The following is a 22,765-nucleotide window of genomic DNA, read 5'->3' on the forward strand; positions in this document are numbered from 1 at the left end:
GCCGTGCAGGCGTTCCGTCCGGGCGAACCGGCCGGCGGCTTCATCAGCCGCCGGTCAGGAACCGCCGCAGCACGTCGGCGTGCCGCGTGATCTCGGCGACCGCGACCTGCTCGTTCTGCGTGTGCGCGAACGTCGGGTCGCCGGGGCCGAAGTTGACGGCGGGCATGCCCAGGGCCGAGAACCGCGCCACGTCGGTCCAGCCGAGTTTGGCGGTCGCGGTGCCGCCCGCCGCCGCGACGAGCTCGGCCGCAGCCGGTTCCGACAGGCCGGGCCTCGCGCTCGGCGAGACGTCGACGACCGTCACCTCGTAGCCGTCGAACACCTCGCGCAGGTGCGCCTCGGCCTCCTCGACGGTGCGGTCGGGGGCGAACCGGTGGTTGACACCCAGCACCGCGGCGTCCGGCACCACGTTGCCCGCCACGCCGCCGCCGACCCGGATGGCCTGCAGCCCCTCGCGGTAGGTCAGCCCGTCGATGTCGACCACCCGCGGTTCGTACTGTTCGAGCCTGCGCAGCGGTTCACCGAGCGCGTGGATGGCGTTGACGCCCATCCAGGCGCGGGCGGTGTGGGCCCGCGCGCCCGAGGTCGTCACGTCGATCCGCATCGTGCCCTGGCAGCCGGCCTCGATCGACGCGTTCGACGGCTCCCCCACGATCGCCAGGTCTGCGCGCAGCCACTCGGGCGTCTCCCGCTGGATGCGGCCGAGGCCGTTGCGGCTGGCGTCGATCTCCTCGCAGTCGTAGAAGACGAACGTGATGTCACGTTGGGGCTCGGTGAGCGTCGCCGCCAGGTGCAGGAACACCGCGTCGCCGCCCTTCATGTCGACCGTGCCGAGGCCGTACATCGTCGCGCCGTCGTCACTGCGGCTGCTGGGCAGGTTGGCGTTCTCGGGCACCGTGTCCAGGTGGCCGGCCAGCACGACCCGCGACGACCTGCCCAGGTTCGTCCTGGCCAGCACGGCGTCGCCACTGCGGACGACCTCCAGGTGCGGCGCCTGACTGCGCAGTGCCGTCTCGACCGCATCCGCGATCGCCTGTTCGTGGGTGGATTCGGACGGGATGTCCACCAGCGCGGCGGTGAGGTCGACGGGGTCGGCGTGCAGGTCGAGCGTGGCCATGGGCAACACACTAGCCGCGCCGCGACAGGCGGCCGGGGGCGGTGGCAGAGCGGCGGGCGGGAGCAACACGGCCCCGTAGGCGGGCGCACGACCGTACGGGTGTCGGCGGTCACAGCTGGGAGATGCGTACGGTGAACCCGTGCGTATCCGGACATTGCTCGTGGCCGTGGCAGGCGTACTCGTGGTGCTGGCGTCGGCGTGTTCACGCGAGGCCGGTCCGATGCCGAGCGGAGGCGGCGGCGAGGATCCCGGCCCCGCGGCCCTGGCGACGAAACTGCGGGCACTGACCGAGGACGTGTGCTACCGCTCGCCCGCCGACATCGACCCGACGGCATGCGAGAAGTACGTCACCCAGCTGGGCAGCATCGCCGGGTCGGCGCAGGACGCCGCACGGGGTGAACACGGCGGCGAGGACAACGCCGCGCTGACCAAGGCGTCGAAGAACCTCGACAAGGCGGTGTCGACGTACAACGGTGAACAGTGCGGGCGCAGCGCGGGTGGCAGCCGCGACGACGAGGCGTGCACGCAGACGTTGCAGGACGTCGCCGACGCCCTCGGCGACGTGCAGTCCGAGGTGGAGCAGCTGCCCGAGGTGTCCGGGCGGAGCCGCTGACGTGCGGGTTACCGTTACGGCGTGAGTGAGCAGACCCCTGATCCCGAAACGACCGGCGCCGGCGGCGTCGGCCTCGCCACCGTCACCACGTCCGGCACGGTGCTGGACACGTGGTTCCCGCATCCGCGACTGACCGAACCCGCCGCAGAGTCCGGCACGGTCCGGCTGTCGGCCGAGGAGGCCGCGGAGTCGCTGGGCCCCGAGGTCACCTCGCTGCTGGGCACCGACGAGGCCCGCGGCGTCGAGGTCGTGGCCGTGCGCACCACGGCGGCGACCCTCGCGACTGCCCCTGCCGACGGACACGACGTCTACCTGCGCCTGCACCTGCTCTCCCACCGGCTCGTGCGGCCGCACGGGCTGAGCCTGGACGGGCAGTTCGGCTTTCTGTCCAACGTCGTGTGGACCAATCACGGCCCGTGCCCGGTCGAGGGCTTCGAGGCCACGCGCATGCGGTTGCGCGCGCGTGGCCCGGTGACCGTCTACAGCGTCGACAAGTTCCCGCGCATGGTCGACTACGTGACGCCCAGCGGCGTGCGCATCGGTGACGCCGACCGCGTACGGCTCGGCGCGCACCTGGCCAGCGGCACGACCGTGATGCACGAGGGCTTCGTGAACTTCAACGCCGGCACGCTCGGCGCGTCGATGGTCGAGGGCCGCATCTCGGCGGGCGTCGTCGTGGGCGACGGTTCCGACGTCGGCGGCGGCGCGTCGATCATGGGCACGCTGTCCGGCGGTGGCAAGGAGGTCATCTCCGTCGGTGAGCGCTGCCTGCTGGGCGCCAACGGTGGCGTGGGCATCTCACTCGGCGACGACTCGGTGGTGGAAGCAGGCCTGTACGTCACGGCGGGCACGAAGGTGCTGACGGGCGGCAAGGCCGTGAAGGCGGGCGAGCTGTCGGGCATCTCGAACGCGCTGTTCCGCCGTAACTCGGCCACCGGTGCCGTCGAGGTGGTGCCGCGCGACGGCACCGGCATCGAACTCAACGAGGCGCTCCACGCCAACGACTGACCGATACCTGCAGTGACGACGCCGCCGGGCCCGCGGGCCCGGCGGCGTCGTGTTTCGGCCTTTACAGCAACTGCTGCAACTCGTCGACCGTCATGTCGACGTCGTTCAGAATGCCTCGAAGAGTTCCTTTGGCGAGGTCACGCCCACCATGGACGGGTACCGTAGTCCCACGGCCGTCCGGGTGGCGCAGGATGTGGTGGCTGCCTGCCACCCGCGCAATGTCGAAGCCTGCCTTTTGCAGGGCCTTGACCAGCCGGTCGCCTCGTACGGAGGGAACAGGTGGCATCAGGCGACGTTCATGGTGAGGGCCAGTTCGTCAGGAGCACCGAACTCCTCGATCAGCCCCGTAAGGGCATCGCGCAGGTCGGAAACGGCCTCGTCACGGGTGCCACCTTCGCCGTGCGCCCCCACGTGCGGACGCAACTGTGCGTGAGCGCACCAGACGCCGTCCTCGTCCTGTTCGACGACGTACGGCACATGGACTACGCGGCTCATGGCGACACCCCTTCCGTGGACACCCACCACTCTAGCCGTTCTATGCCGCGAGGTCGGTGACGCTGTCGGGGATGCGGCCGACTGGAGCCGGCCCGTGACTGCGGTGTGGGATCGAGCCCAGAACCGCGCGAAGGCGCAGCCGCGCGCGTCAACGCGGCGGTGCAGCCGCACGAGTGCAGGACACGCGGTGCCGAGTGCAGGACACGCGGTGCGGCGGTTACTCCGAGAGGCGTTTCGCAGCGGTCGCGACGCGTTCGTCGGTGGCGGTCAGGGCGACCCGCACGTGCGAACCGCCGCCGGGGCCGTAGAACGTGCCCGGGGCGACGAGAATGCCGCGCTCGGCGAGCCACGCGACGGTGTCGTCGGCCGGTTCGCCGCGCGTGGCCCAGAGGTAGAGCCCCGCCTCGGAGTGATCGATACGGAAACCCGCACCGGTCAGCGCCTCGCGCAGCAGCTCACGCCGCGACAGGTACAGCTCGCGCTGGCGGTCCAGCAGCGCGTCGTCGGCGAGGGCCACGCGCATGGCCTCCTGCACCGGCCGCGGCACGATCATGCCCGCGTGTTTGCGCACGGCCAGCAGGTCGGCGACCAGCGCGGGGTCGCCGGTCAGGAAACCGGCGCGGTAGCTCGCGAGGTTGGCCGACTTCGACAGCGAGTGCACGGCGAGCAGGCCCTCGTGGTTTCCGCCGCACACGTCGGGGTGCAGGATCGACACGGGCTCGGCGTCCCAGCCGAGCGCGAGGTAACACTCGTCGGACACGACCGGGACGCCGCGTTCGCGGGCCCAGTCGACGACCTTGCGCAGGTGGTCGACTCCCAGCACGCGGCCGGTCGGGTTCGACGGGGAGTTGAGCCAGACCATCGCGGGCGTCTCGGGCCCGAGCGCGGTCAGGCTGTCGGCGCGGCGGGCTGCCGCACCGGCGATCAGCGCCCCGACCTCGTACGTCGGGTACGCGAGTTCCGGGATGACGACGACGTCGCCGGCGGCCGCTCCCAGCAGCATCGGCAACCAGGCGACCAGTTCCTTCGAACCGATCGTGGGCAGCACGGCGTCCGGCTGCAGGCCGGTCACGCCGTGCCTGCGGTGCAGCGCCTCGACGGCGGCCTCCCGCAGTTCGGCGGTGCCGTGCGTCGCCGGGTAGCCGGGCAGGTCGGACACGGACGCCAGCGCGTCCCGCACGGCTGCGGGCACCGGGTCGACCGGTGTGCCGACCGAGAGGTCGACGATGCCGTCCGGGTGCGCTTTCGCCCGTGCGGTGTGTCCGGCCAGCGAGTCCCAGGGGAAGCTCGGCAGCTGGAGCCGGGTCATTCGTGCGACTGCGGAGGCAGGTCCTTGATCCACTGCGGGTCGTGCGAGGTCTTGCCGACCTTGGACGCCCCGCCCGGCGAACCGAGCTCGTCGAAGAAGTCCACGTTCGCCTTGGTGTAGCTGGCCCACTCGTCCGGGACGTCGTCCTCGTAGTAGATCGCTTCCACCGGGCACACCGGCTCGCAGGCACCGCAGTCGACGCACTCGTCGGGGTGGATGTAGAGCATCCGGTCGCCCTCGTAGATGCAGTCGACGGGGCATTCGTCGATGCATGCCTTGTCGAGCAAGTCGACGCACGGCTCGGCGATAACGTAGGTCACTGCGTTCTCCTGCTGTTGCTGTGTTCCTCTAGCAGCCTCGGCCGGTCCGCATCCGTGGCGGACACCCTTCGGACATTACGTGGTGTCGGCAGGCATCCTAAGGCCAGGCCACCCTTATCCGGGCGACAACGGCGACGTGACGAACACCGCTCACGAGCGTCGCTTACGTCCGGTATCGCGGCGGTCACCGGTGATCACGAACTGTGGCGACGGCTGCTCCTGGGCGTCGGCGCCGCCACCCTCCGTGTCGTCCGGGTCCTCGCCGGTGTCGGGGTCGTCGGTCCTGCGCTGCCCGATGGCGCGGTTGAAGCTGTCGGAGATCTCCTTCGCGAGGTCGGCGTTGTGACGGTCGTCCCTGCGCGAGATGTTCATGCCGCTCCTCTCGCCCGTGCGCGGTACCCATGTCGGTGTGATCAGTGCGATGCGCATCGAACGGGCCTGTGCCGACGCGTGGCCCGCCCAGGTCGACGAGCCGCTCGGCGAGTGGCGGCTGCGGGCTGCCGGCGGTTTCACCGGCCGTGCCAACAGCGCCCTCGCCATCGACGATCCCGGCCTGCCCCTGCCCGATGCACTGGCCGCGGTGTGTGACTTCGCCCACCAGCATGCCATCCCGCCGATGTTGCAGGCAGTCCAGAACTCGCCCGTGGAACGCGACCTGCCGCGGTTCGGGTGGCGGCCGTGCGACGACCACGCCGCCGGCAACGACGTCGCGGTGCTGCTCGGCCCGGCCGCCTCTCCGGACGGCGGTCCCCTGGGTACCGGACCCGCGCTGGCCACCGAGGCCGCGCCGGACACGGAGCCCGCGGACCGCCACGTCGAGGTGCTCGCCGAGCCGTTGCCCGGTTGGTGGGAGCTGACGATCGGCACGACCGAGCCCACCGGCGCCGAGCGTGCCGTCCTCACCGGCGGCGACGCGGTCGGCTACGGGCTGGTGCACGGCCCCGACGGAGCCCGTGCGGCCGTGCGAGGGGCCGTCGCCGACGGGCTGCTGCTCGTCGCGCGCCTCACCGTGCGCCCCGGGCACCGCAGGCAGGGCCTGGCGCGGGCGCTGATGGCCGCGATCGGCACCTGGGGCGGGCGGCACGGCGCCTCCCGGTGCGTGCTCCAGGTCGCCGCCGACAACGCCGGCGCGCTGGCCCTCTACAACCGGCTCGGTTTCCGCGAACACCACCGATATCGCTACTGGGTGCCGTGCGAGGATCGAGCGCTGTAGGGAAGACGAGGGGTCAGGCGAGAACGACGAAAGAGGCAGGCTCGTGAAGGTCGTGGTCGTGGTCGGCGGAGTGGGCGGAGCCCGCTTCCTGCTGGGGGTCAAAGCCGCGCTGGGGCTGCCGCCGACGGGAGAACCGGACGCCGGGTCGGAACACGAGGTCACGGCGCTGGTGAACACCGGCGACGACGTGTGGATGCACGGACTGCGGATCTGCCCGGACCTCGACACCTGCATGTACACGCTGGGTGGCGGGGTCGACACGGAGCGCGGCTGGGGCCATGCGGACGAGACGTGGTCGGTGAAGGCCGAACTGGAGGCCTACAACGCGGACCCGACGTGGTTCTCCCTCGGCGACAAGGACATCGCCACGCACCTGGTGCGCTCGCGGATGATCCGCGCGGGCTACCCGCTGTCGGCGGTCACCGAGGCACTGTGCGCCCGCTGGCAGCCCGGCGTGCGGCTGCTGCCGATGTCCGACGACCGGGTCGAGACGCACGTCGTCATCGACGATCCCGAGGACGCGGCGAAACGGAAGGCCATCCACTTCCAGGAGTGGTGGGTGCGGCACCGGGCCGAGCCGCAGGCGCATTCGATCGTGCCGGTCGGCGCTGAGGAGGCGGCCCCCGCGCCGGGTGCACTCGAGGCGATCGCCGAGGCGGACGCGGTGCTGTTCGCGCCGTCCAACCCCGTGGTGTCGATCGGATCGGTGCTGGCCGTACCCGGCATCCGGGAGGCGCTGCGCAAGACCGAGGCCGGCGTCGTCGGTGTGTCGCCGATCATCGGCGGGAAGGTGCTGCGCGGCATGGGCGACGCGTGCCTGTCCGCGATCGGGGTGGAGACCTCCGCCGAGGCCGTGGGTGCGCACTACGGCTCACGGCAGACCTCCGACGAGGGCCTGCTCGACGGCTGGCTGGTGCACTCGGGCGAGCGGGTCGACGTGCCGGGCGTCGCGGTGCGCGCCGTGCCGATCATCATGTCCGATGTGGACACGACCGCGCAGATGGCGCGGGACGCCCTCGAACTGGCCGGGGTGCACCTTGACTGATCACGCGGGCGGGCGCGTCGAGATCCTGCCCGTCGAAGGACTGCCGGAGTTCCGGCCCGGTGACGACCTCACGGGCGCGATCGCCACCGCCGCGCCCTGGCTGCGCTCGGGTGACGTCGTGGTGGTGACGAGCAAGATCGTGTCCAAGGCGGAGGGCAGGCTGATCCGGGTGCCGTCCGACCCGGACGAACGCGACGCCGCGCGGCGCGAGCTGATCGACGCCGAGTCCGAACGCGTGCTGGCTCGGATCGGGCGGACGCTCATCACGCAGAACCGCAACGGCATCGTGCAGGCCGCAGCCGGCGTCGACGCCTCCAACGTCAACCTCGACGAGATCGCACTGCTGCCCTACGACCCGGACGCCTCCGCCCTCGCACTACGGCACGGCCTGCGCGAACGGCTCGGTGTGGAGATCGCCGTGCTGATCACCGACACGATGGGCCGCGCCTGGCGCAACGGCCAGACCGACGAGACGATCGGCGCCTCCGGGCTGCGCGTGCTGCACGCCTACGAGGGCGAGGTCGACGACCACGGCAACGAGCTGGCGGTCACCGAGATCGCCGTGGCCGACGAGATCGCCTCCGCCGCCGACCTGGTGAAGGGCAAACTCGGCGGGCTTCCGGTCGCGGTGGTGCGCGGCCTGGAGATCGGCGACGAGCGGTCGACGGCACGCGACCTGGTGCGGCCCGCCGACTACGATCTGTTCCGGCTCGGCACCGACGAAGCGATCGCCCAGGGCAGGCGGGAGGCGGTGCTGACACGGCGGTCGGTGCGCGAGTTCACCGGCGACACCGTGGACCCCGAGGCACTGCGGCGTGCCGTCGGCGCGGCGCTCACGGCGCCCGCACCGCACCACACCCGACCGGTCCGGTTCGTCCGGCTGCGCGAGCCCGGAACGCGGACCAAGCTGCTCGAAGCGATGCGCGAGGCGTGGCGGGGCGACCTGACGGCGGACGGCTTCACCGACGAGCAGATCGAGAAGCGCCTGCGCCGCGGGGACATCCTCTTCGAAGCGCCCGAGGTGATCGTGCCCTTCCTGGTGCCGGACGGCGCCCACGCGTATCCGGACGAGCGGCGAAGCGCCTGCGAGCTCACGATGTTCACGGTCGCGGGCGGTGCGGCCGTGCAGGCCCTGCTGGTCGCACTGGCCGCCGAGGGACTCGGCTCGTGCTGGATCGGGTCGACCATCTTCGCCGCCGACGTCGTGCACGCGAGCCTCGGGATCGACCCGTCGTGGCGGCCGCTGGGCGCCGTCGCCGTCGGCCACCCGACCGAGCCGCTCGCCCCGCGACCGCCCCGTGACCTCGACGACGGATATCTGGAGCTGTGAATGGACGCCCTCCACTCCACTGCGACGTCCACACTGGACGGCTGGAAGCCCGACACCGCCTCCCAGGAATCGTTGCGACAGGCCTACCTCGGCTTCCTCGCCGCGCGCCCCGACGCGTGCGCGCGCTCGTGCGAAGCGGGCCACCTGACGGCGTCGGCGATCGTGCTGGACGCCGCGGGCGAGCACGTGCTGCTGACGTTGCATCCGCGGGTGGGCCGGTGGCTGCAGCTCGGCGGGCACTGCGAACCCGACGACCCGTCACTGACAGCCGCGGCACTGCGCGAGGCCACCGAGGAATCGGGCATGCCCCGGCTCACGATCGACGACGACCCGCTGCGGCTCGACGTCCACCCGATCACCTGCTCGCTCGGCCTGCCCACGCGGCATTTCGACGTGCAGTTCCTCGTGCGCGCCCCCGCGGGCGCCGAGCCGGTGGCCAGCGACGAGTCCGACGATCTGCGCTGGTGGCCGGTGCACGCACTGCCACCCGGCACCGAGGACCTGACCGAGCTGGTGGCGGCCGCACTCGACGCCGCGTGACCGGTTTGCGCACCTCAGCACGGGCGTGCGAGGGTTTCCGGCGATGAGCGAGACGGAGCCGTTGGTCGGCGTCGACCCGGAGTCCAAGGTGGCGCCGTACGAACAGGTGCGCGCCGGGCTCGCCGGTAAGATCAACGAGGGTGTGCTCGCCGTCGGCACGAGGCTGCCGACCGTGCGCAAGCTCGCCGCCGACGTGGGCATCGCGGCGAACACGATCGCCCGTGCCTATCGGGAACTCGAGGAAGCGGGCCTGATCGAGACGAAGGGCCGGTCGGGCACGTTCGTCGCCGCCACCGGTGATCGCACGCGGATCCGCGCACGGGACGCCGCCCGGCGGTACGCCGACACGGCACGCAAACTCGGCCTGAGCGACGACGAGGCCGTCGCCATCGTCACCGCAGCCATCCGCTCCCACTAGGAGCCCCGTCCCCGTGTTGCGGATTCCCGGGGCCGTGTTGCGGATCCCCGGGACTGTGTTGCGGATCCCCGGGACTGTGTTGCGGATTCCGGGGGCCGTGTTGCGGATTCGCGTCGGTGGGCCGGGGCCGATGTGTCAGCGGCGGAGCATCACGGCACGCGGAACTCCGTGTCGCGGGCGTCGGTGATAGCCATGTGTCCGGGTGCGTGAGCGATGGCCAGCGGCGGTTTCGAGCGCATCACGGCGGCCTGCGGCGTCACGCCACACGCCCAGAACACGGGAACCTCGCCCGGGTCGATCCGCACCGGGTCGCCGAAATCGGGCCGGTCGAGGTCGTCGACACCGATGAGCCCCGGTTGTCCGATGTGAACGGGCGCGCCGTGCACCCGCGGATAGCGCGCCGTCACCCGGATCGCCCGCTCGACCAGCCGTGCCGGGATCGGGCGCATCGACACCACCAGCGGCCCCGTCATGCGGCCAGCCGGACGGCACGCGACCGATGTGGTGTACATCGGCACGTTGCCGCCGTCCTCGATGTGCCGCACCGGAACACCGGACTCCAGCAGTGCGGTCTCGAACGTGAAGCTGCAGCCGATGAGGAACGTGACGAGGTCACCGCGCCACAGATCGACGACGTCGGTGCGCTCCCCGGCGAGCTCCCCGTTCTCGTACACCCGATAGGCGGGCAGGTCGCGGCGCAGGTCACCATCGAGGATCGGCAGCGACACCTCGCCGGGCTCGGTCACGCCGAGGACCGGACACGCCTGCGGGTTGCGCCGGGCGAAGTGCCGGAAATCCTCGGCGACGTCGGCGGGCAGGGAGATCAGGTTCGCCTGTGTCCACCCCGGACAGTGACCTGCAGTCGGAACGCGCAGGCCGTCGCGGTAGGCGGCCCGAGCCTCGTGCGGATCGGCGAACGCGTCGGGTGTGCGGGGTGCGGTCACGACGACCTCCCGGAGTTCGACGTTGCGGGCAGGTGCGGCGACGGGCGCGCGGCGCCGGGTCGCGACGTGGCACGGTTCGCCGTGCGGTCCCTGACGAATCGCACGCGCATTCCGGGCCGCAGCTGTGCCGCCGCGTCCACATCGGACGTGACGACCACAGCGATCACCGGATAGCCGCCGGTGACGGGGTGGTCGGCGAGGAACAGGGTCGGCTTTCCCGACGGCGGCACCTGCAGCGCGCCCGGCACCATGCCTTCGCTCGGCAGCTCTCCCACGCCGGCACGCGCCAGTTCGGGGCCGTCGAGCCGCGCACCGACCCGGTCGCATTCCGATGTCACGGTGTAGGGCTCGGTCAGCAACGTCGCCAGGGCACGGGAGGTGAACCAGTCGTCGCGTGGGCCGGGGACGACCCGCAGGGGCGCTTCGCTGTCGGCGATCGCACGTCCCGGAGCTCCGTCGATCACGGGGAACCGCGCGGGCGCCGGCCCCACGGGCAGCACGTCACCTTCCCGCAGCAGCTGCGGGCCGAGACCGGACAGCAGGTCGGTCGACCGCGAGCCGAGTACGGCCGGCACCGTCAGCCCGCCCCGCACGGCGAGATAGCTGCGCAGGCCGCGCGCGGGTGTGCCGAGGCGGATCTCCGCTCCGGCCGGCACGCGCAGCACGCTGTCCGGTGCCGCACCGCGACCGTCGACGGTGACCGGGCACGGCGCCCCCGTCACCGCCACCGTCAGCGGCGTCCGCGCCCGCGCGGCGAACCCGCCGAAGGTGACCTCGACGCAGGCCGCGTCCTCGTCGTTGCCCACCAGCCGGTTCGCCAACCGCAGCGACCCGCCGTCGGCGGCACCCGAGAGGCCGACGCCGATCCCGGCGTTGCCGGGCCTGCCCAGATCCTGCACCGTCGCCAACGGGCCGGGGGCGAGAACGTCGAGATCCGTCACGCGTCACCTCCGGCCGTCCGGCGCGGTCGCTCACCCTCGGTCTCCCCCGAATCGGCCGCGACGAACCGCACGCGCACGCCGGGCCGCAGCAGCGCGGGCGGGTCGCGGTCGACGTCCCAGGTCACGAGGTCGGTGTGGCCGATGAGCTGCCAGCCGCCGGGCGAGGAACGCGGATAGACACCGCTGTACGTTCCGGCGAGCGCGACCGATCCGGTGGGCACGCGGGTGCGCGACTCGGAACGGCGCGGCACCTCCAACCTCGGAGACCCGCCGGCCAGGTAGCCGAAACCGGGCGCGAACCCGCCGAACGCGACCGTCCACTCGCAGGCGGTGTGTTCGGCGATCACGTCGCGTTCGGACAGTCCCGTGTGGTGGGCGACGTCGGCGAGATCCGGCCCGTCGTAGACGACGGGAATCTCCAGCAGCTCGCCTCCGGATCGGGACACCGCAACGGGTTCGGCCTCCCGCACGGCCCGTTCCAGGGCGGCTGCGTCGGTCCGCACGGGATCGAACCGCAACAGTAGCGTCCGGGCTGCGGGGACGAGGTCGACGACGCCGCCGGGCCGGTCGGCTTCGAGTGCCGCGTGCAGCGCCAGCACGTCGTCGAGTCCGGCCGCCTCGACGAGCAGTGCCGCGTCCCCGCACGGCAGCACTCGCAGCGTGGTCGTGTCCATCGGCTCCTCCAGCCCGGCACCGCGCCCGGTCAGCTCCACAGGTCCGCGATACCGCTGAGTGAATTCCATCCGAGGTAGAGCGTCAACAGCCAGGCCGCCACGCCGATGACCAGCAGCCAGCGCGGATACCGGTAGCCGCCGAGCAGGTCACCGCGCCGTCCCGCCACCCACATCACCACGCCGAAGCCGACGGGCAGGATCAGCCCGTTGAGCGCGCCCGCGAGGATCAGCAGCGTCGTCGGCGCCTGGTCGAGCAGGACGAAACCCACCGCGGACACGACGATGAACCCCGCGACGAGCCAGTTCTGCCGCCGCTTCAACGCGGGCGAGAACGACACGAGGAACGACACCGACGTGTAGGACGCGCCGACGACCGACGTGATGCCCGCCGCCCACAGCACCATGCCGAACAGGCGCATGCCGACCTCACCCGCGGCGTGGCCGAACGCCTCCGCCGTCGGGTTTCCGCCTGCCAGCGTCGCACCGCCGGCGACGACACCGAGGATCGCCAGGAACAGCACCACCCGCATGACACCCGTGACCAGCAGCGCCGTCACGGAACTGCGGGACACGCGCGCGACCTCGTCGGGGCCGCTGACGCCCGAATCGATGAGCCGGTGGGCACCCGCGTACGTGATGTAGCCACCGACGGTCCCGCCGATCAGCGTGGTGATCACCAGAACGTCGATCGTGTCGGGCACGACCGCCTGCGTCATGGCCTCGCCCACGGGCGGGGACGACACGATCGCGACATACGTCGTCAGCGCGATCATGACGAAACCGAGCACGACGACGAGCCGGTCCATCGCGACGCCCGCGCGCCGGCTCGCGAAGATGGCGATCGCGATGGCCGCGGAGATCGTCCCGCCGATCTTCACGTCGAGCCCGAACAGCGCGTCGAGGCCGAGTGAGGTGCCCGCGACGTTGCCGATGTTGAACACGAGGCCGCCGAGCACGACCAGCGCGGCCATCAGGTAGCCGATGCCGGGCAGCACCTTGTTGCCGAGCTCCTGCGCCCGCAGCCCCGAGATGCCGATGACGCGCCAGACGTTCAGCTGCACCGCGATGTCGACGACGATCGAGAGGAGGATCGCGAACGCGAACGCGGCGCCGAGCTGCGCGGTGAACTCGGTGGTCTGCGTGATGAAGCCGGGGCCGATGGCGCTCGTGGCCATCAGGAAGATCGCGCCGGCCAGCGCGCCACGCGAGGTACCGCCCGCCAGCGCGCCCTTGCCTGCCTTCGTGTCCTTGCCGGTCTTCGCGTCCTTGCCGGTCTTCGGGCCTGTGCCGGCCGTTGCGTCCGTGTCGGCGGTGTCCCCGCCGGGGGTGCCGTCGGTGTCGCGGTTGTCGTTGCCGCGGTTGTCGCCGACGTCGTCGCGGTCGGCGCCGCTGCCCACGTGGTCGGCCATATCGGTCTCCCGGGGTCGAGGGGTTTCGCAAGACGGTAGCGAGTTGTTCAACAATCCGACAAGGGGGCAATGCACTTGTTACACTTCGTGGTCCCGACACAACGGAGGTCGACCCCCGCCGATGGCCAGCCCCAGCTCACCCGATCAGGCCGGCGCCGACCCCTGGTCCGACCTGCTCGCGGACAACCGCTCGGTGCTCGACCGAACCAGCACCGCCGAACGGGTCGCCGACGCGCTGCGGCAGTGGATCATCGACGGGCGGTTGCGGCCGGGTACCCGGTTGTCGGAACACAGCGCCGGCAAGGCGCTCGGGGTGTCGCGGAACACGCTGCGCGAGGCGTTCCGCCTGCTGGTGCACGAGCGACTCCTGGTGCACGAGTTCCACCGCGGTGTGTTCGTCCGGGTGCTGGACGCCGACGACGTGACCGACCTGTACCGCACTCGCCGCCTGCTGGAGACGGGAGCGATCCGTGCGGCTTCCGACATCCCGCAGGAGCGGCTGGCGGCGATCTCCTCGGCGATCGCCGCCGCCGAGGAGGCCGCCGCGGAGGAGCGCTGGCTGGACGTCGGCACCGCGAACATGCGCTTCCACCAGGCGATCACGGCGCTGGCCGGCAGCCCGCGCGCCGACGAGATCATGCAGCAGCTCACGGCGGAACTGAGACTGGCGTTCCACGCGACGTCGGCACTGCGCCGGTTCCACGAGCCGTACATCGAGCTGAACCGTCACATCGCCCGGCTGCTGACCGACGGCGACCTCGACGCCGCCGCCCACGCCCTCGACGAGTACCTCACCACGGCCCAGCGCCAGCTCCTCGACGCTTTCACCTGACCCACCACCGCGTGTTGCGGATTCCGGGGCGCGTGTTGCGGATTCCGGGGACCGTGTTGCGTTTTCCGGGGCGGTTGTCCTGCACTCAGCCGCGCGTGTCCTGCACTCCGGGGCGGCATGTGCTGCGTTCGGCACGCGAGAACTGCACTCGTCCACCCGTGGGGCGCGGTGCACTCGTTGCATACCGGGAATACCGCCGCGAACGCGAACGGGTGCCGGTCCGCAACCCCGTGCGAAACTCGCCGAGGCCCACGAACCGACGTCAGGCCGGACGGGTCGCCGCCCCTGGAAGACGCAGCGCGGACCCGGGAGTACACCACCGAGCCCCGAGAAACTCGCCACGACCCCGACTGGCCCCACTCGCGTGACGTGAGCGCAGGACACGAAAACCCGACCGCAGAACACGCGGTTCCGAGTGCAGAACACGCGGGGCACAACCGCAGGACACGCCGGACGGGAGGTGCCGCACGGACCCCGGGATTCGCAACACGATCCCCCGAACCCGCAACACGAGCCCTGGAAAACGCAACACGGGCCCCCGAACCCGCAACACGGGCCCCGGGATTCGCAACACGGCCGGGCGTCAGATGGCCCGGTAGTCGCGGACCGGGTGGCGAGGACCGTAACGGGGACGCGTGTGGCCGGCCGCTTCGAGATAGCGCACCACGCGATGGCGCTGCGGGGCGTACGGGGCGAGCACCTCGTGCAGGCCGGCATCATCGAGTTCGCGGCCGAGCAGGGCGTGGCCGACGACCGCGGGGATGTGGAAGTCACCGAAGCTGACCGCGTCGGCATCGCCCCACGCCCGCTGTGCCACCTCCGCGGCCGTCCACACGCCGATGCCCGGCACCGTGCGCAACAGGTGCCTGCCCTCCGCACCGCCCAGCGTCGCGGCACGTTCCAGCCTGCCCGCCACGGTCGCCGCGGCCCGCAACGCCCGCCTGCGGGACGAGTCCACCCCCGCCCTGTGCCAATTCCAATCCACAATGGACAGAATCGCCGCGGGAGTCGGCGGTACGCGCATCCCGTCCGGCGCGGGCCCCGGAGCGGGCACACCGAACCGGCGGCACAGCTCACGCCACGACCGCCGCGCCTCGTACCCGGTCACCTTCTGCTCCAGCACCGCGGGCACGAGCACGTCCCACACGCGCCGCGTCGCCCCCAGCCGCAGCCGCGGCAGTTCCCGCCGCACCCGCGCGACCGCGTCGTGGTGCGACACGAACCCCGAGTCATCGTCGTCGGCGCCCAGCAGCGCGGGCAGTCCGTCGAGGACCGCCTCGGCACCGTCGCCCCACGCCGTGCCCACGACGTCCATATCGGACCGGGACACCCGGAGCGTTGCGGAACCGCCTGAGGTGTTCGCCGTCAGCCAGATTCCGTCGTCACGCCGGAAACACGGGTCGGCGTGGCCGCGCCGCAGCGGAGCCAGCACGGCGTCGAGATCGACGTCGAATCCGGGCCGCCACGTGCGTTCACGCATCGCTGGAGAACCGGATCGCACCGGGTGGCAGATCGATCTTCGGCCACACGCGGACGCCGTCGAGGAGTTCGCAGCCCGCGCCGACGCTCGCGCCGTCACCGAGGGCGACACCCCGCAGCACCGCGCCCTCGCCCACGCGGGAACCCGCACCGAGCACGGACCGCTCGACCACCGCTCCCGCCTCGACCACGGCGCCGTCGAACAGCACCGCTCCCTCGATCCGCGCACCGGTGCCCACGACCGAGTCCACCCCGAGCGTCGATCCGCCCGTCACCTCCGCGTCGGCTGCCACGGAGGCGCCGGGGAGCCGCAGCGACTCCCCCGTCGGCCCCGCCAGTGCCGACGTCGGCGCGACACCGCGCACCAGGTCCGCACTCCCCTGCACGAACGTCTCGGGGGTGCCGACGTCGAGCCAGTACGAGTCGTCGACGAACCCGTGCACGTGGGCGCCCGCCTCGAGCAGCCCGGGGAACGTCTCCCGCTCGACCGACACCCGCCTGCCCGCCGGAATCCCGCCGACGACCTCCCGCCGGAACACGTAACACCCGGCGTTGACCTGGTCCGTCGGCGGATTCGGCGTCTTCTCGAGGAATGCCGTCACGCGGCCGTCGGCGCCGGTGGGCACGGAGCCGAACCGGCTCGGGTCGGCGACGCGCTGCAGATGCAGGGTGACGTCGGCGCCCGCGTCGCGGTGCGTTCCGACGAGCGCGCCGATGTCGGTGCCGGACAGGATGTCGCCGTTGAAGATCACGACGTCGTCCGCGCGGAGCCGGTCGTACACGTTGCGGATCGCCCCGCCGGTGTCGAGCGGTTCGTCCTCGACGACGTATTCGAGGTCGAGGCCGAGCGCGCCGCCGTCGCCGAAGTGCTCTTCGAACACCTCGGCCTGATACGACGTGCCGAGCACCACATGTGTGATCCCCGCCGCGCGGATCCGCGAGAGCAGGTGCGACAGGAACGGCACACCCGCCGTCGGCAGCATCGGCTTCGGCGCGGAGAGGGTCAGCGGGCGCAACCTGGTGCCTTTACCGCCGACGAGCACCACGGCGTCGACCGCACCGCCTCCGGACGAGGACCCCATTCGAGCCTGCACCTACCCTTTCTCGTGGCCCGCCGGCGACAAACCGGGGGAAACGCTGACGGTATCGAACCGGAGGGCCTACCCTAGTGGCAGAATCCGGCGGCCCTTCCACCGAGAGGGCCTGGTCGACCATCGGGGAGGGCGAGGGCATGGACCCCCGCGATCGAGCGGACGCCGTACTGGCTCGGGCGCAGCGGCGCTCGGGCGTGGTGACGCCGGACAACATGCAGTCGCCGATGGACTCGGACGACACGCAGGTCATCCCGTCCTCGGTCGTCCGCAGTGCCGCCGAGCAGGACCCCGACGCCACCGCCAAGGTGCCCGCGTCGGTGATCGAGCGCAACGACGAGAGTCACCTCTCCCAGCCGTCACCGACCGTGCCGCTGAACCAGCGGGAGGCCGCGGCTGCGGCGTCCCGAACCGCCGAGACCACCCCTGCCGCCGACACGACGCCCGCCGCCGGGAACACAGCACCCCAGGACGCGGCTCGCCAGCACACGGCGCCCCAGCACACGGCTTCCCAGAACACCGAGTCCGGGACCCCTGCGCCGGCGCTGGCGGACAGCGCGCGGACCCAGCCGCTGCCCACGCAGGGAGCCCAGCCGGTCGACACGGCGGACGCGCCGCCGGACATGACGTTCACCGGCGCGCCGGTCACACCCGCGGGCCCGAATGCCGCGGCCCGGCCATCGGGCGGCGGTTCGACCACCACCGCGGGCGGGGATTCGGGCAGTGGGTCCGACGACTCCGCCGGTGGCGGATTCGTGCCCACCACGAAGGTCGAGCCGGGAAGCGGCACCTCCGAACTCGCCCGCCGACTCGAAGGCCTGTGACGGCGAGTCGGTCCCTTCCGGTGCGGCTGCCTGTGACGGCGAGCCGGCCCGCACGGCCACGATTCGCACGGCCACGGCCCGCACCGCCACGGCCCGCGCCGTCCCTGCAGGTCAGCCGTCGCCGCCCGTGAGCAGGCCGAGGTCGAGTGCGCGGAGCACGGCGCGGGTGCGGTCCCGGACGTAGAGCTTCATCAGCACGTTCGACACGTGGTTCTTCACGGTCCCCTCGGCGAGTCCCGCGGCGGCGGCGATCTCGCGGTTGTTGAAACCGCCAGCCAGCAGCCGCAGGATCTCCAGTTCCCGTTCGGTCAGCGGTTCCGGAGCGGGCAGGTCGGTGAAGTCGGGGACCTCCCCCGATGCCTCGACGGCTCGGACGAGCCGTTCGGTGAGCGCGGGCTGCACCAGTGAACCGCCTCGGGCTAGGGTGCGGATCGCGTTCACGAGCCGGTCGAGTGTGACGTCCTTCAGCAGATAGCCGCGTGCTCCGGCGCGGAGCGCCTTCAGCACGAGTTCGTCGTCGTCGAAGGTCGTCAGGACCAGCGCGGGAATGTCGAACCCCTGCCGGCGCATCGCTTCGAGCGTGGCGATCCCGTCACGCCGCGGCATGCGCAGATCGAGCAGCAGCACGTCGGGAGGTTCGCGGGACAGCACGTCGAGGGCTTCGTCGCCGTCGCAGGCCTCCGCGACGACCGTGACGTCGTCGGCGAGTCCCAGCAGGCTGCGAATGCCCTGCCGGACGAGCGTCTGATCGTCGACGACGCAGACCCCGATCACGACGCTGCCACCGGCATCGACGAGGGCGGCAGGTCGACCTCGACGGCGAATCCGTCGCGGCCGTCGAAGCTCACGGAGCCCCCGAGTTCCTCGGCCCGTTCGGTCAGCCCGGTGAGCCCGTGGCCGAGCTGCAACGCGGAGGTGCCGTGCCCGTCGTCGCGAGCGTGGAGCAGCACGCCGCCGTCGGGGCCGGCGCGCACGTCGAGCCACAGGTTGTCGGCATCGGCGTGCCGGATGGCGTTGGTGACGATCTCCTGTGCGCAGCGAACGAGCACGGTGATCCGCTGCTCGTCCACCTCGACGTCGTCGGCGACCGTCAGGTGACCACGTGGCCGGGGCAGTTCGCGCACCACCGTCTCCAGTGCCGCGCGCAGTTCCGGCGGGCGTGACCGCAACTCCCCCACCGTCGACCGGACGTCGGTGAGCAGTTCCTTCGCCAGCAGCCGCGCCCGCTCCACGTCCTCGCCCGCGGGCCCGGTCACCCGGTGCGAGGCGGTCTCCAACTGCAGTGCCAGCGCCGAGAGCTTGTGCCCCAGCAGATCGTGCAACTCGCGCGCGATGCGCAGGCGTTCCTGGGACTGGCTCGACTCGGCGAGCAACGCGGTGGCGCTGCGCAGCTCGGCGTGAGCGACCGCGAGGCGTTCGTTGGCCTCCTGCTCACGCTGCGCGGCCCAGGTCGTGAACAGGTACAGCACCTGCAACACGGCGTACAGGAACGTGCTGAACAGCAGGTCGGGTGCGGAGACCCCGTGCCACAGGCCCGCCGCGGCCACGACCACGGTGTTGCCCGCGACGATGCCCACGGCCATCCGCGCCGAGACGTACTGGGCCGCGACGGCCGCGGCGAACACGAGCAGGATCGGCGTCACGCCGCGGTTCCCGGACAGCAGCACGACACCGGCGCCGCACGCCATGGTCAGCAGGGCGCCCCCGGCGGCTCCGGCCCGGTGTCCGCGCTCACCCGTGACCGCCGTCGCCGCGAACGCGACGAGGAACCCGGCGTAGCACACCAGCCACACCCAGAACGGGCCACGCGTGACCGGCTCCGCCGCGTCTCCCGAGACCGCGACGACGATGATCGGCAGTCCGATGACGAGGTAGATCGCCAGTCCCGCCGTCGCGGCCGCCACTTCGAGGCGTTCCTTGCCCATCCGCCGAGTCTAGGAGTGCTCCCGCGCGCGGACACCTGCCGGAAGTCATGCCCGCCGGGCGTGACTTTCGGCAGCAGACGCCTCGCCCCCGCGTCCCTACGTTCACGGGTGGCAACAGGGCCGACCGGGCGATCCCGGCTCACGAAAGGCGGGCGGCATGGCCGTCATCGAGGTCAGAGACATCCACAAGCGCTACGGCGAGACGATCGCGGTCGACGGGGTCGACTTCGACGTCGAAGCGGGCGAGATCTTCGGCGTACTCGGCAGGAACGGCGCGGGCAAGACCACGACCGTCGAGATCGTCGAGGGCCTGCGCACGCCCGATGCGGGCATGGTGCGCGTGCTCGGACTCGACCCGGTGCGCGATCGCAAGGCGTTGCGCACTGTGCTCGGTGTCCAACTGCAGGAGGGGATGCTGCCGGACAAGGCGACGGCGGGTGAGCTGGTGCGGCTGTACCGCTCGTTCTACGCCGACGGCGCCGATCCGGAACGGCTGCTGGGGCAGCTCGGGCTCGACGACAAGCGGGACACGTTCGTCGACGAACTCTCCGGCGGGCAGCTGCAACGCCTGTCGATCGCACTCGCGCTCGTCGGCAGGCCACGCGTCGCGGTGCTCGACGAGCTCACCAGCGGACTCGATCCGCGGGCCCGCCGTGACACCTGGCAGCTCATCGAGCAGGTGCGGGCAGCGGGCGTGACGATCCTGCTGGTCACCCACTTCATGGACGAGGCTCAGCGGCTGTGCGACCGCATCGCCGTCTTCGACAGGGGGCGGATCGCCGCGCTGGACACGCCGGAGGGGCTCGTCAGGCGCACCCACGGGGGCGGCGGCACGTCCCTCGACGAGGCGTTCCTCGCGGTGACCGACGCAGATGCCGACGCACACGCCGATACCGACACCGATGTGGACGCGGACGTCGATGTGAACGCGGACGTCACCGTCCTCGACGACGTGCTCCGCGATGCGGGCGGACCGGACGGGGAGGTGCGGCGATGACCGACACCGTGACGAGTCCGCGAGGCCCGGGGTTGCGGGCGTGGCGGGCGCTCATCGCGCATGAGGGACGCATGGTCCGCCGGGACACGGCGGGGCTGGTGATTCCGCTGGGCCTGCCGATGCTGCTCCTGGTGATGAACGGCAGCGGCGACTCCCCGCCGGTGCCCGGCCTGAGCGGCATGTCGCAGCAGCTCGCCTACGTGCTGCCGATGGTGATCGTGCTGACCATCGCCACCGTCGGCGTGATCAACATGCCGTCGTTCCTCGCGACCTACCGCCGCTACAAGATCCTCCGGCGGCTGGCCGTGACCCCGGCGCGGCCGTCGATGGTGCTGGTGGCGCAGGCCGTGGTCGGGATCGCGCAGGCGGCTGCGGGGATCACGCTGGTCGTCGTGGTCGCGGCGTTGCTGTTCGGCCTGTCGGCTCCCGCGGATCCGATGGGCATCGCGCTCGCACTCGTGCTGACGACGACGGCGATGTTCGCGCTGGGAATGCTGGTCGCGGCGGTGTCACCCACGCCGAACTCCGCGCTGGCGATCGGGCTGGTGTCGTTCTTCGTGTTGATGGCGCTGGGCGGCGGATTCGGTCCGCGCGGCAATCTGCCGGACGGGGTCGCCGCCGTCGGCGAGTACCTGCCGTTCGGTGCCGGGCTCGACACGCTGATGGCCGCGTGGATCGGGCAGCCGCTCGACGTCGCGCAGCTCGGCGCGCTCGCCGGCGTCACGGTGGTGGCCGCCGCGGTGTCGGCACGCGTGTTCCGCTGGACGTGATCAGGCCCGGCGGGTCTCCACCGCGAGGCGCAGTTTCAGGCCGAGTTTGACGGCGGCCAGGAACGGCTTCCACCGGAGCCCGCGGTGCCGGTCCGCGAGGTAGCGGTACGCGCTGTCGTGGTGCACGGCGAGCATCGTCGCCGACGCCTTCGACGTCGACTCCCCGCCGATGTGCATCACGGCGGCCGACGGGGCGTACACGTTGAGCCAGCCCGCCCTCGCGATGCGGTCGCCGAGATCGACGTCCTCGAAGTACATGAAGTAGCGCGGGTCGAACCCGTCCACCGAGTCGAACGCCTCACGGCGGATCAGCTGGCACGAGCCGGACAGCCAGCCCGCGGTGCGCTCGGTCGGTTCGCCGCTCTCCTGCCGGTAGGCGCGGGTCCACGGGTTGGACGGCCAGACCTTGCCGAACACGGCGTGGCCGATCCCCCGGCCCGGCGACGGCAGCAACCGCGCCGACGGGTACACCGATCCGTCGGGTTCGCGGATCAGCGGGCCGAACGCGCCGCCACGGGGCCAACGCCGGGTGACGGTGAGCAGCGCGTCGAGGGAACCGGCGTCCCACTCCAGGTCGGGGTTGGCGACGACGACCCAGCCGATGTCGTCGCCAAGCTCGGCGACACCACGGTTGGCGGCGGCGCCGTAGCCGAGGTTCTCGCCCATCGCCGCGAGCCGCACGTTCGCCCGTTCGGCGGCCTTCTCCGGCGCCCCGTCGACGGAGCCGTTGTCGGCGAGGACGACCTGCACGTCACGGTCGGTCGCCGTGGCGAGGGTGTCGAGGAAACGTTCGAGGGTCGCACCCGGGGAGTACGTCACGGTCACCACCGCGACGCCGTCACCGTAGGTCTTCGGCTCGGTCACGCGCACATTCTGCACCCGCCGCTCTGCGACACCCCCGATGCCCCCAAGGGCACCTTGGTGGCGTTCAACGCCCCGAATCTTCCCCTCGCGGGCACAGCCACCCCGAGCACGTCCGGTCGCGCCCTGGGCGAACGGGCCGTGACGAACAGGCCCGGCGAATCCACTATTCGCCGGTTACCGCCGCGGCCGTGAGGCGACAGCTGCTCGCCCATGCCCCCGAACCCGCAACACAGTCCCTTGGAACGGCAAGGTGGTTTCTTGGGGTGGTTGCAACGCCTGTTGGCCTATGTGGTTGTGAGTAGATCACGCAGGCGCTCGGCTGGGGTGGCCCAGCCGAGTGTTTTGCGTGGTCGGCCGTTGAGTTGCTGGGCGACGTGTTCGAGGTCTTCGGCGCTGTGGGCGGACAGGTCGGTGCCTTTGGGGAAGTATTGGCGGAGTAGGCCGTTGGTGTTTTCGTTCGAGCCGCGTTGCCAGGGTGAGTGGGGGTCGCAGAAGTAGACCGGTATGCCGGTGGCGACGGTGAACTGTGTGTGTGCGGCCATCTCGGCGCCTTGGTCCCAGGTCAGTGAGCCGCGTAGGTGTTCGGGGAGGGTGCCGATGAGGGGCA

27 protein-coding genes are annotated in these 22,765 nt (G+C 71.7%); 11 read left to right on the forward strand and 16 right to left on the reverse strand.

Annotated features, from left to right (window positions below; all coding sequences use genetic code 11):
* Positions 1-43: 43 nt before the first annotated feature.
* Entirely contained in the window at positions 44-1,117 is a 1,074-nt protein-coding gene (dapE, locus tag LY12_RS25010; RefSeq protein WP_253859920.1) for a succinyl-diaminopimelate desuccinylase, read from the reverse strand.
* Between the two features lie 139 nt (positions 1,118-1,256).
* Between dapE and LY12_RS25015 the strand changes: the two genes are divergently transcribed.
* Positions 1,257-1,730 (forward strand): hypothetical protein, encoded by a 474-nt coding sequence (locus tag LY12_RS25015; RefSeq protein ID WP_253859921.1) that lies wholly within the window; start codon positions 1,257-1,259, stop codon positions 1,728-1,730.
* A 21-nt stretch (positions 1,731-1,751) separates the two neighbouring features.
* Positions 1,752-2,738 (forward strand): 2,3,4,5-tetrahydropyridine-2,6-dicarboxylate N-succinyltransferase, encoded by a 987-nt coding sequence (gene dapD / locus LY12_RS25020; protein WP_253859922.1) that lies wholly within the window; start codon positions 1,752-1,754, stop codon positions 2,736-2,738.
* 61 nt (positions 2,739-2,799) lie between these two features.
* Here dapD and LY12_RS25025 read toward each other — a convergent pair whose 3' ends face one another.
* The 5 genes from LY12_RS25025 to LY12_RS25045 form a co-directional block, all read right to left on the reverse strand.
* Complete coding sequence (locus tag LY12_RS25025) at positions 2,800-3,024, reverse strand: type II toxin-antitoxin system HicA family toxin (protein WP_253859923.1); 225 nt, start codon at positions 3,022-3,024, stop codon at positions 2,800-2,802.
* Positions 3,024-3,233: a type II toxin-antitoxin system HicB family antitoxin gene (locus LY12_RS25030; RefSeq protein WP_253859924.1), complete on the reverse strand. Its 210-nt coding sequence runs from the start codon at positions 3,231-3,233 to the stop codon at positions 3,024-3,026. The genes LY12_RS25025 and LY12_RS25030 overlap by 1 nt, the downstream gene beginning before the upstream one ends.
* A 217-nt stretch (positions 3,234-3,450) precedes the next feature.
* A complete protein-coding gene (dapC, locus tag LY12_RS25035; RefSeq protein WP_253859925.1) occupies positions 3,451-4,542 on the reverse strand; it encodes a succinyldiaminopimelate transaminase in 1,092 nt (363 codons plus the stop codon).
* Entirely contained in the window at positions 4,539-4,862 is a 324-nt protein-coding gene (gene fdxA, locus LY12_RS25040; RefSeq protein ID WP_183779230.1) for a ferredoxin, read from the reverse strand. The genes dapC and fdxA overlap by 4 nt, the downstream gene beginning before the upstream one ends.
* Before the next feature lie 150 nt (positions 4,863-5,012).
* Positions 5,013-5,234 carry a hypothetical protein gene (locus LY12_RS25045; protein WP_253859926.1) on the reverse strand — a complete coding sequence of 74 codons (222 nt, stop codon included), beginning with the start codon at positions 5,232-5,234 and terminating at the stop codon, positions 5,013-5,015.
* Between the two features lie 37 nt (positions 5,235-5,271).
* Between LY12_RS25045 and LY12_RS25050 the strand changes: the two genes are divergently transcribed.
* Genes LY12_RS25050 through LY12_RS25070 form a run of 5 tightly spaced genes read left to right on the forward strand, consistent with a single transcriptional unit; the run spans position 5,272 to position 9,408 of the window.
* Positions 5,272-6,075 carry a GNAT family N-acetyltransferase gene (locus tag LY12_RS25050; protein WP_253859927.1) on the forward strand — a complete coding sequence of 268 codons (804 nt, stop codon included), beginning with the start codon at positions 5,272-5,274 and terminating at the stop codon, positions 6,073-6,075.
* Positions 6,076-6,118: 43 nt separating this feature from the next.
* The gene (gene cofD / locus LY12_RS25055; protein WP_253859928.1) at positions 6,119-7,120 is read left to right on the forward strand and encodes a 2-phospho-L-lactate transferase; all 1,002 of its coding nucleotides are present in this window, start codon (positions 6,119-6,121) and stop codon (positions 7,118-7,120) included.
* Entirely contained in the window at positions 7,113-8,450 is a 1,338-nt protein-coding gene (locus LY12_RS25060; protein ID WP_253859929.1) for a coenzyme F420-0:L-glutamate ligase, read from the forward strand. The genes cofD and LY12_RS25060 overlap by 8 nt, the downstream gene beginning before the upstream one ends.
* Complete coding sequence (locus LY12_RS25065; protein ID WP_253859930.1) at positions 8,451-8,990, forward strand: NUDIX hydrolase; 540 nt, start codon at positions 8,451-8,453, stop codon at positions 8,988-8,990.
* A 43-nt stretch (positions 8,991-9,033) separates the two neighbouring features.
* A complete protein-coding gene (locus tag LY12_RS25070; RefSeq protein ID WP_253859931.1) occupies positions 9,034-9,408 on the forward strand; it encodes a GntR family transcriptional regulator in 375 nt (124 codons plus the stop codon).
* Between the two features lie 149 nt (positions 9,409-9,557).
* Here the strand turns inward: LY12_RS25070 and LY12_RS25075 are convergent, their stop codons facing one another.
* Genes LY12_RS25075 through LY12_RS25090 form a run of 4 tightly spaced genes read right to left on the reverse strand, consistent with a single transcriptional unit; the run spans position 9,558 to position 13,376 of the window.
* The gene (locus LY12_RS25075) at positions 9,558-10,352 is read right to left on the reverse strand and encodes a putative hydro-lyase (protein ID WP_253859932.1); all 795 of its coding nucleotides are present in this window, start codon (positions 10,350-10,352) and stop codon (positions 9,558-9,560) included.
* Positions 10,349-11,293 carry a 5-oxoprolinase subunit C family protein gene (locus tag LY12_RS25080; RefSeq protein ID WP_253859933.1) on the reverse strand — a complete coding sequence of 315 codons (945 nt, stop codon included), beginning with the start codon at positions 11,291-11,293 and terminating at the stop codon, positions 10,349-10,351. Before LY12_RS25080 ends, LY12_RS25075 begins: the two co-directional genes overlap by 4 nt.
* Complete coding sequence (gene pxpB / locus LY12_RS25085; protein WP_253859956.1) at positions 11,290-11,952, reverse strand: 5-oxoprolinase subunit PxpB; 663 nt, start codon at positions 11,950-11,952, stop codon at positions 11,290-11,292. The genes LY12_RS25080 and pxpB overlap by 4 nt, the downstream gene beginning before the upstream one ends.
* A 44-nt stretch (positions 11,953-11,996) precedes the next feature.
* Entirely contained in the window at positions 11,997-13,376 is a 1,380-nt protein-coding gene (locus LY12_RS25090; protein ID WP_253859934.1) for an NRAMP family divalent metal transporter, read from the reverse strand.
* A 121-nt stretch (positions 13,377-13,497) separates the two neighbouring features.
* Here LY12_RS25090 and LY12_RS25095 point away from each other — a divergent pair, with 121 nt between their 5' ends.
* Positions 13,498-14,208 carry a GntR family transcriptional regulator gene (locus tag LY12_RS25095; RefSeq protein ID WP_253859935.1) on the forward strand — a complete coding sequence of 237 codons (711 nt, stop codon included), beginning with the start codon at positions 13,498-13,500 and terminating at the stop codon, positions 14,206-14,208.
* A gap of 583 nt (positions 14,209-14,791) precedes the next feature.
* Here LY12_RS25095 and LY12_RS25100 read toward each other — a convergent pair.
* Together LY12_RS25100 and manB are read right to left on the reverse strand one after the other, a co-directional pair.
* On the reverse strand, positions 14,792-15,688 hold the full coding sequence (locus LY12_RS25100; protein WP_253859936.1) for a DNA-3-methyladenine glycosylase family protein: 897 nt from the start codon (positions 15,686-15,688) through the stop codon (positions 14,792-14,794).
* A complete protein-coding gene (manB, locus tag LY12_RS25105; protein WP_253859937.1) occupies positions 15,681-16,769 on the reverse strand; it encodes a mannose-1-phosphate guanylyltransferase in 1,089 nt (362 codons plus the stop codon). Before manB ends, LY12_RS25100 begins: the two co-directional genes overlap by 8 nt.
* Positions 16,770-16,918: 149 nt before the next feature.
* Between manB and LY12_RS26195 the strand changes: the two genes are divergently transcribed.
* The gene (locus tag LY12_RS26195) at positions 16,919-17,602 is read left to right on the forward strand and encodes a hypothetical protein (protein WP_308292172.1); all 684 of its coding nucleotides are present in this window, start codon (positions 16,919-16,921) and stop codon (positions 17,600-17,602) included.
* A gap of 111 nt (positions 17,603-17,713) precedes the next feature.
* Here LY12_RS26195 and LY12_RS25115 read toward each other — a convergent pair whose 3' ends face one another.
* Positions 17,714-18,376, reverse strand: coding sequence for a response regulator (locus tag LY12_RS25115; protein ID WP_253859938.1), 663 nt, complete (start codon positions 18,374-18,376; stop codon positions 17,714-17,716).
* Entirely contained in the window at positions 18,373-19,527 is a 1,155-nt protein-coding gene (locus LY12_RS25120; RefSeq protein WP_253859939.1) for a sensor histidine kinase, read from the reverse strand. The genes LY12_RS25115 and LY12_RS25120 overlap by 4 nt, the downstream gene beginning before the upstream one ends.
* Before the next feature lie 157 nt (positions 19,528-19,684).
* On the opposite strand from LY12_RS25120, the gene LY12_RS25125 reads away from it, so the two are divergent.
* A complete protein-coding gene (locus LY12_RS25125) occupies positions 19,685-20,524 on the forward strand; it encodes an ABC transporter ATP-binding protein (RefSeq protein WP_253859940.1) in 840 nt (279 codons plus the stop codon).
* The gene (locus tag LY12_RS25130) at positions 20,521-21,294 is read left to right on the forward strand and encodes an ABC transporter permease (protein ID WP_253859941.1); all 774 of its coding nucleotides are present in this window, start codon (positions 20,521-20,523) and stop codon (positions 21,292-21,294) included. The genes LY12_RS25125 and LY12_RS25130 overlap by 4 nt, the downstream gene beginning before the upstream one ends.
* Here the strand turns inward: LY12_RS25130 and LY12_RS25135 are convergent, their stop codons facing one another.
* Positions 21,295-22,158, reverse strand: coding sequence for a glycosyltransferase family 2 protein (locus LY12_RS25135; RefSeq protein WP_253859942.1), 864 nt, complete (start codon positions 22,156-22,158; stop codon positions 21,295-21,297).
* Positions 22,159-22,442: 284 nt separating this feature from the next.
* On the reverse strand, positions 22,443-22,765 hold a 323-nt coding region (locus LY12_RS25140), incomplete at its 5' end, for an IS30 family transposase (RefSeq protein ID WP_372493610.1).

The organism is Prauserella alba (assembly GCF_024171735.1).
GTDB classification, from domain to species: domain Bacteria; phylum Actinomycetota; class Actinomycetes; order Mycobacteriales; family Pseudonocardiaceae; genus Prauserella; species Prauserella alba.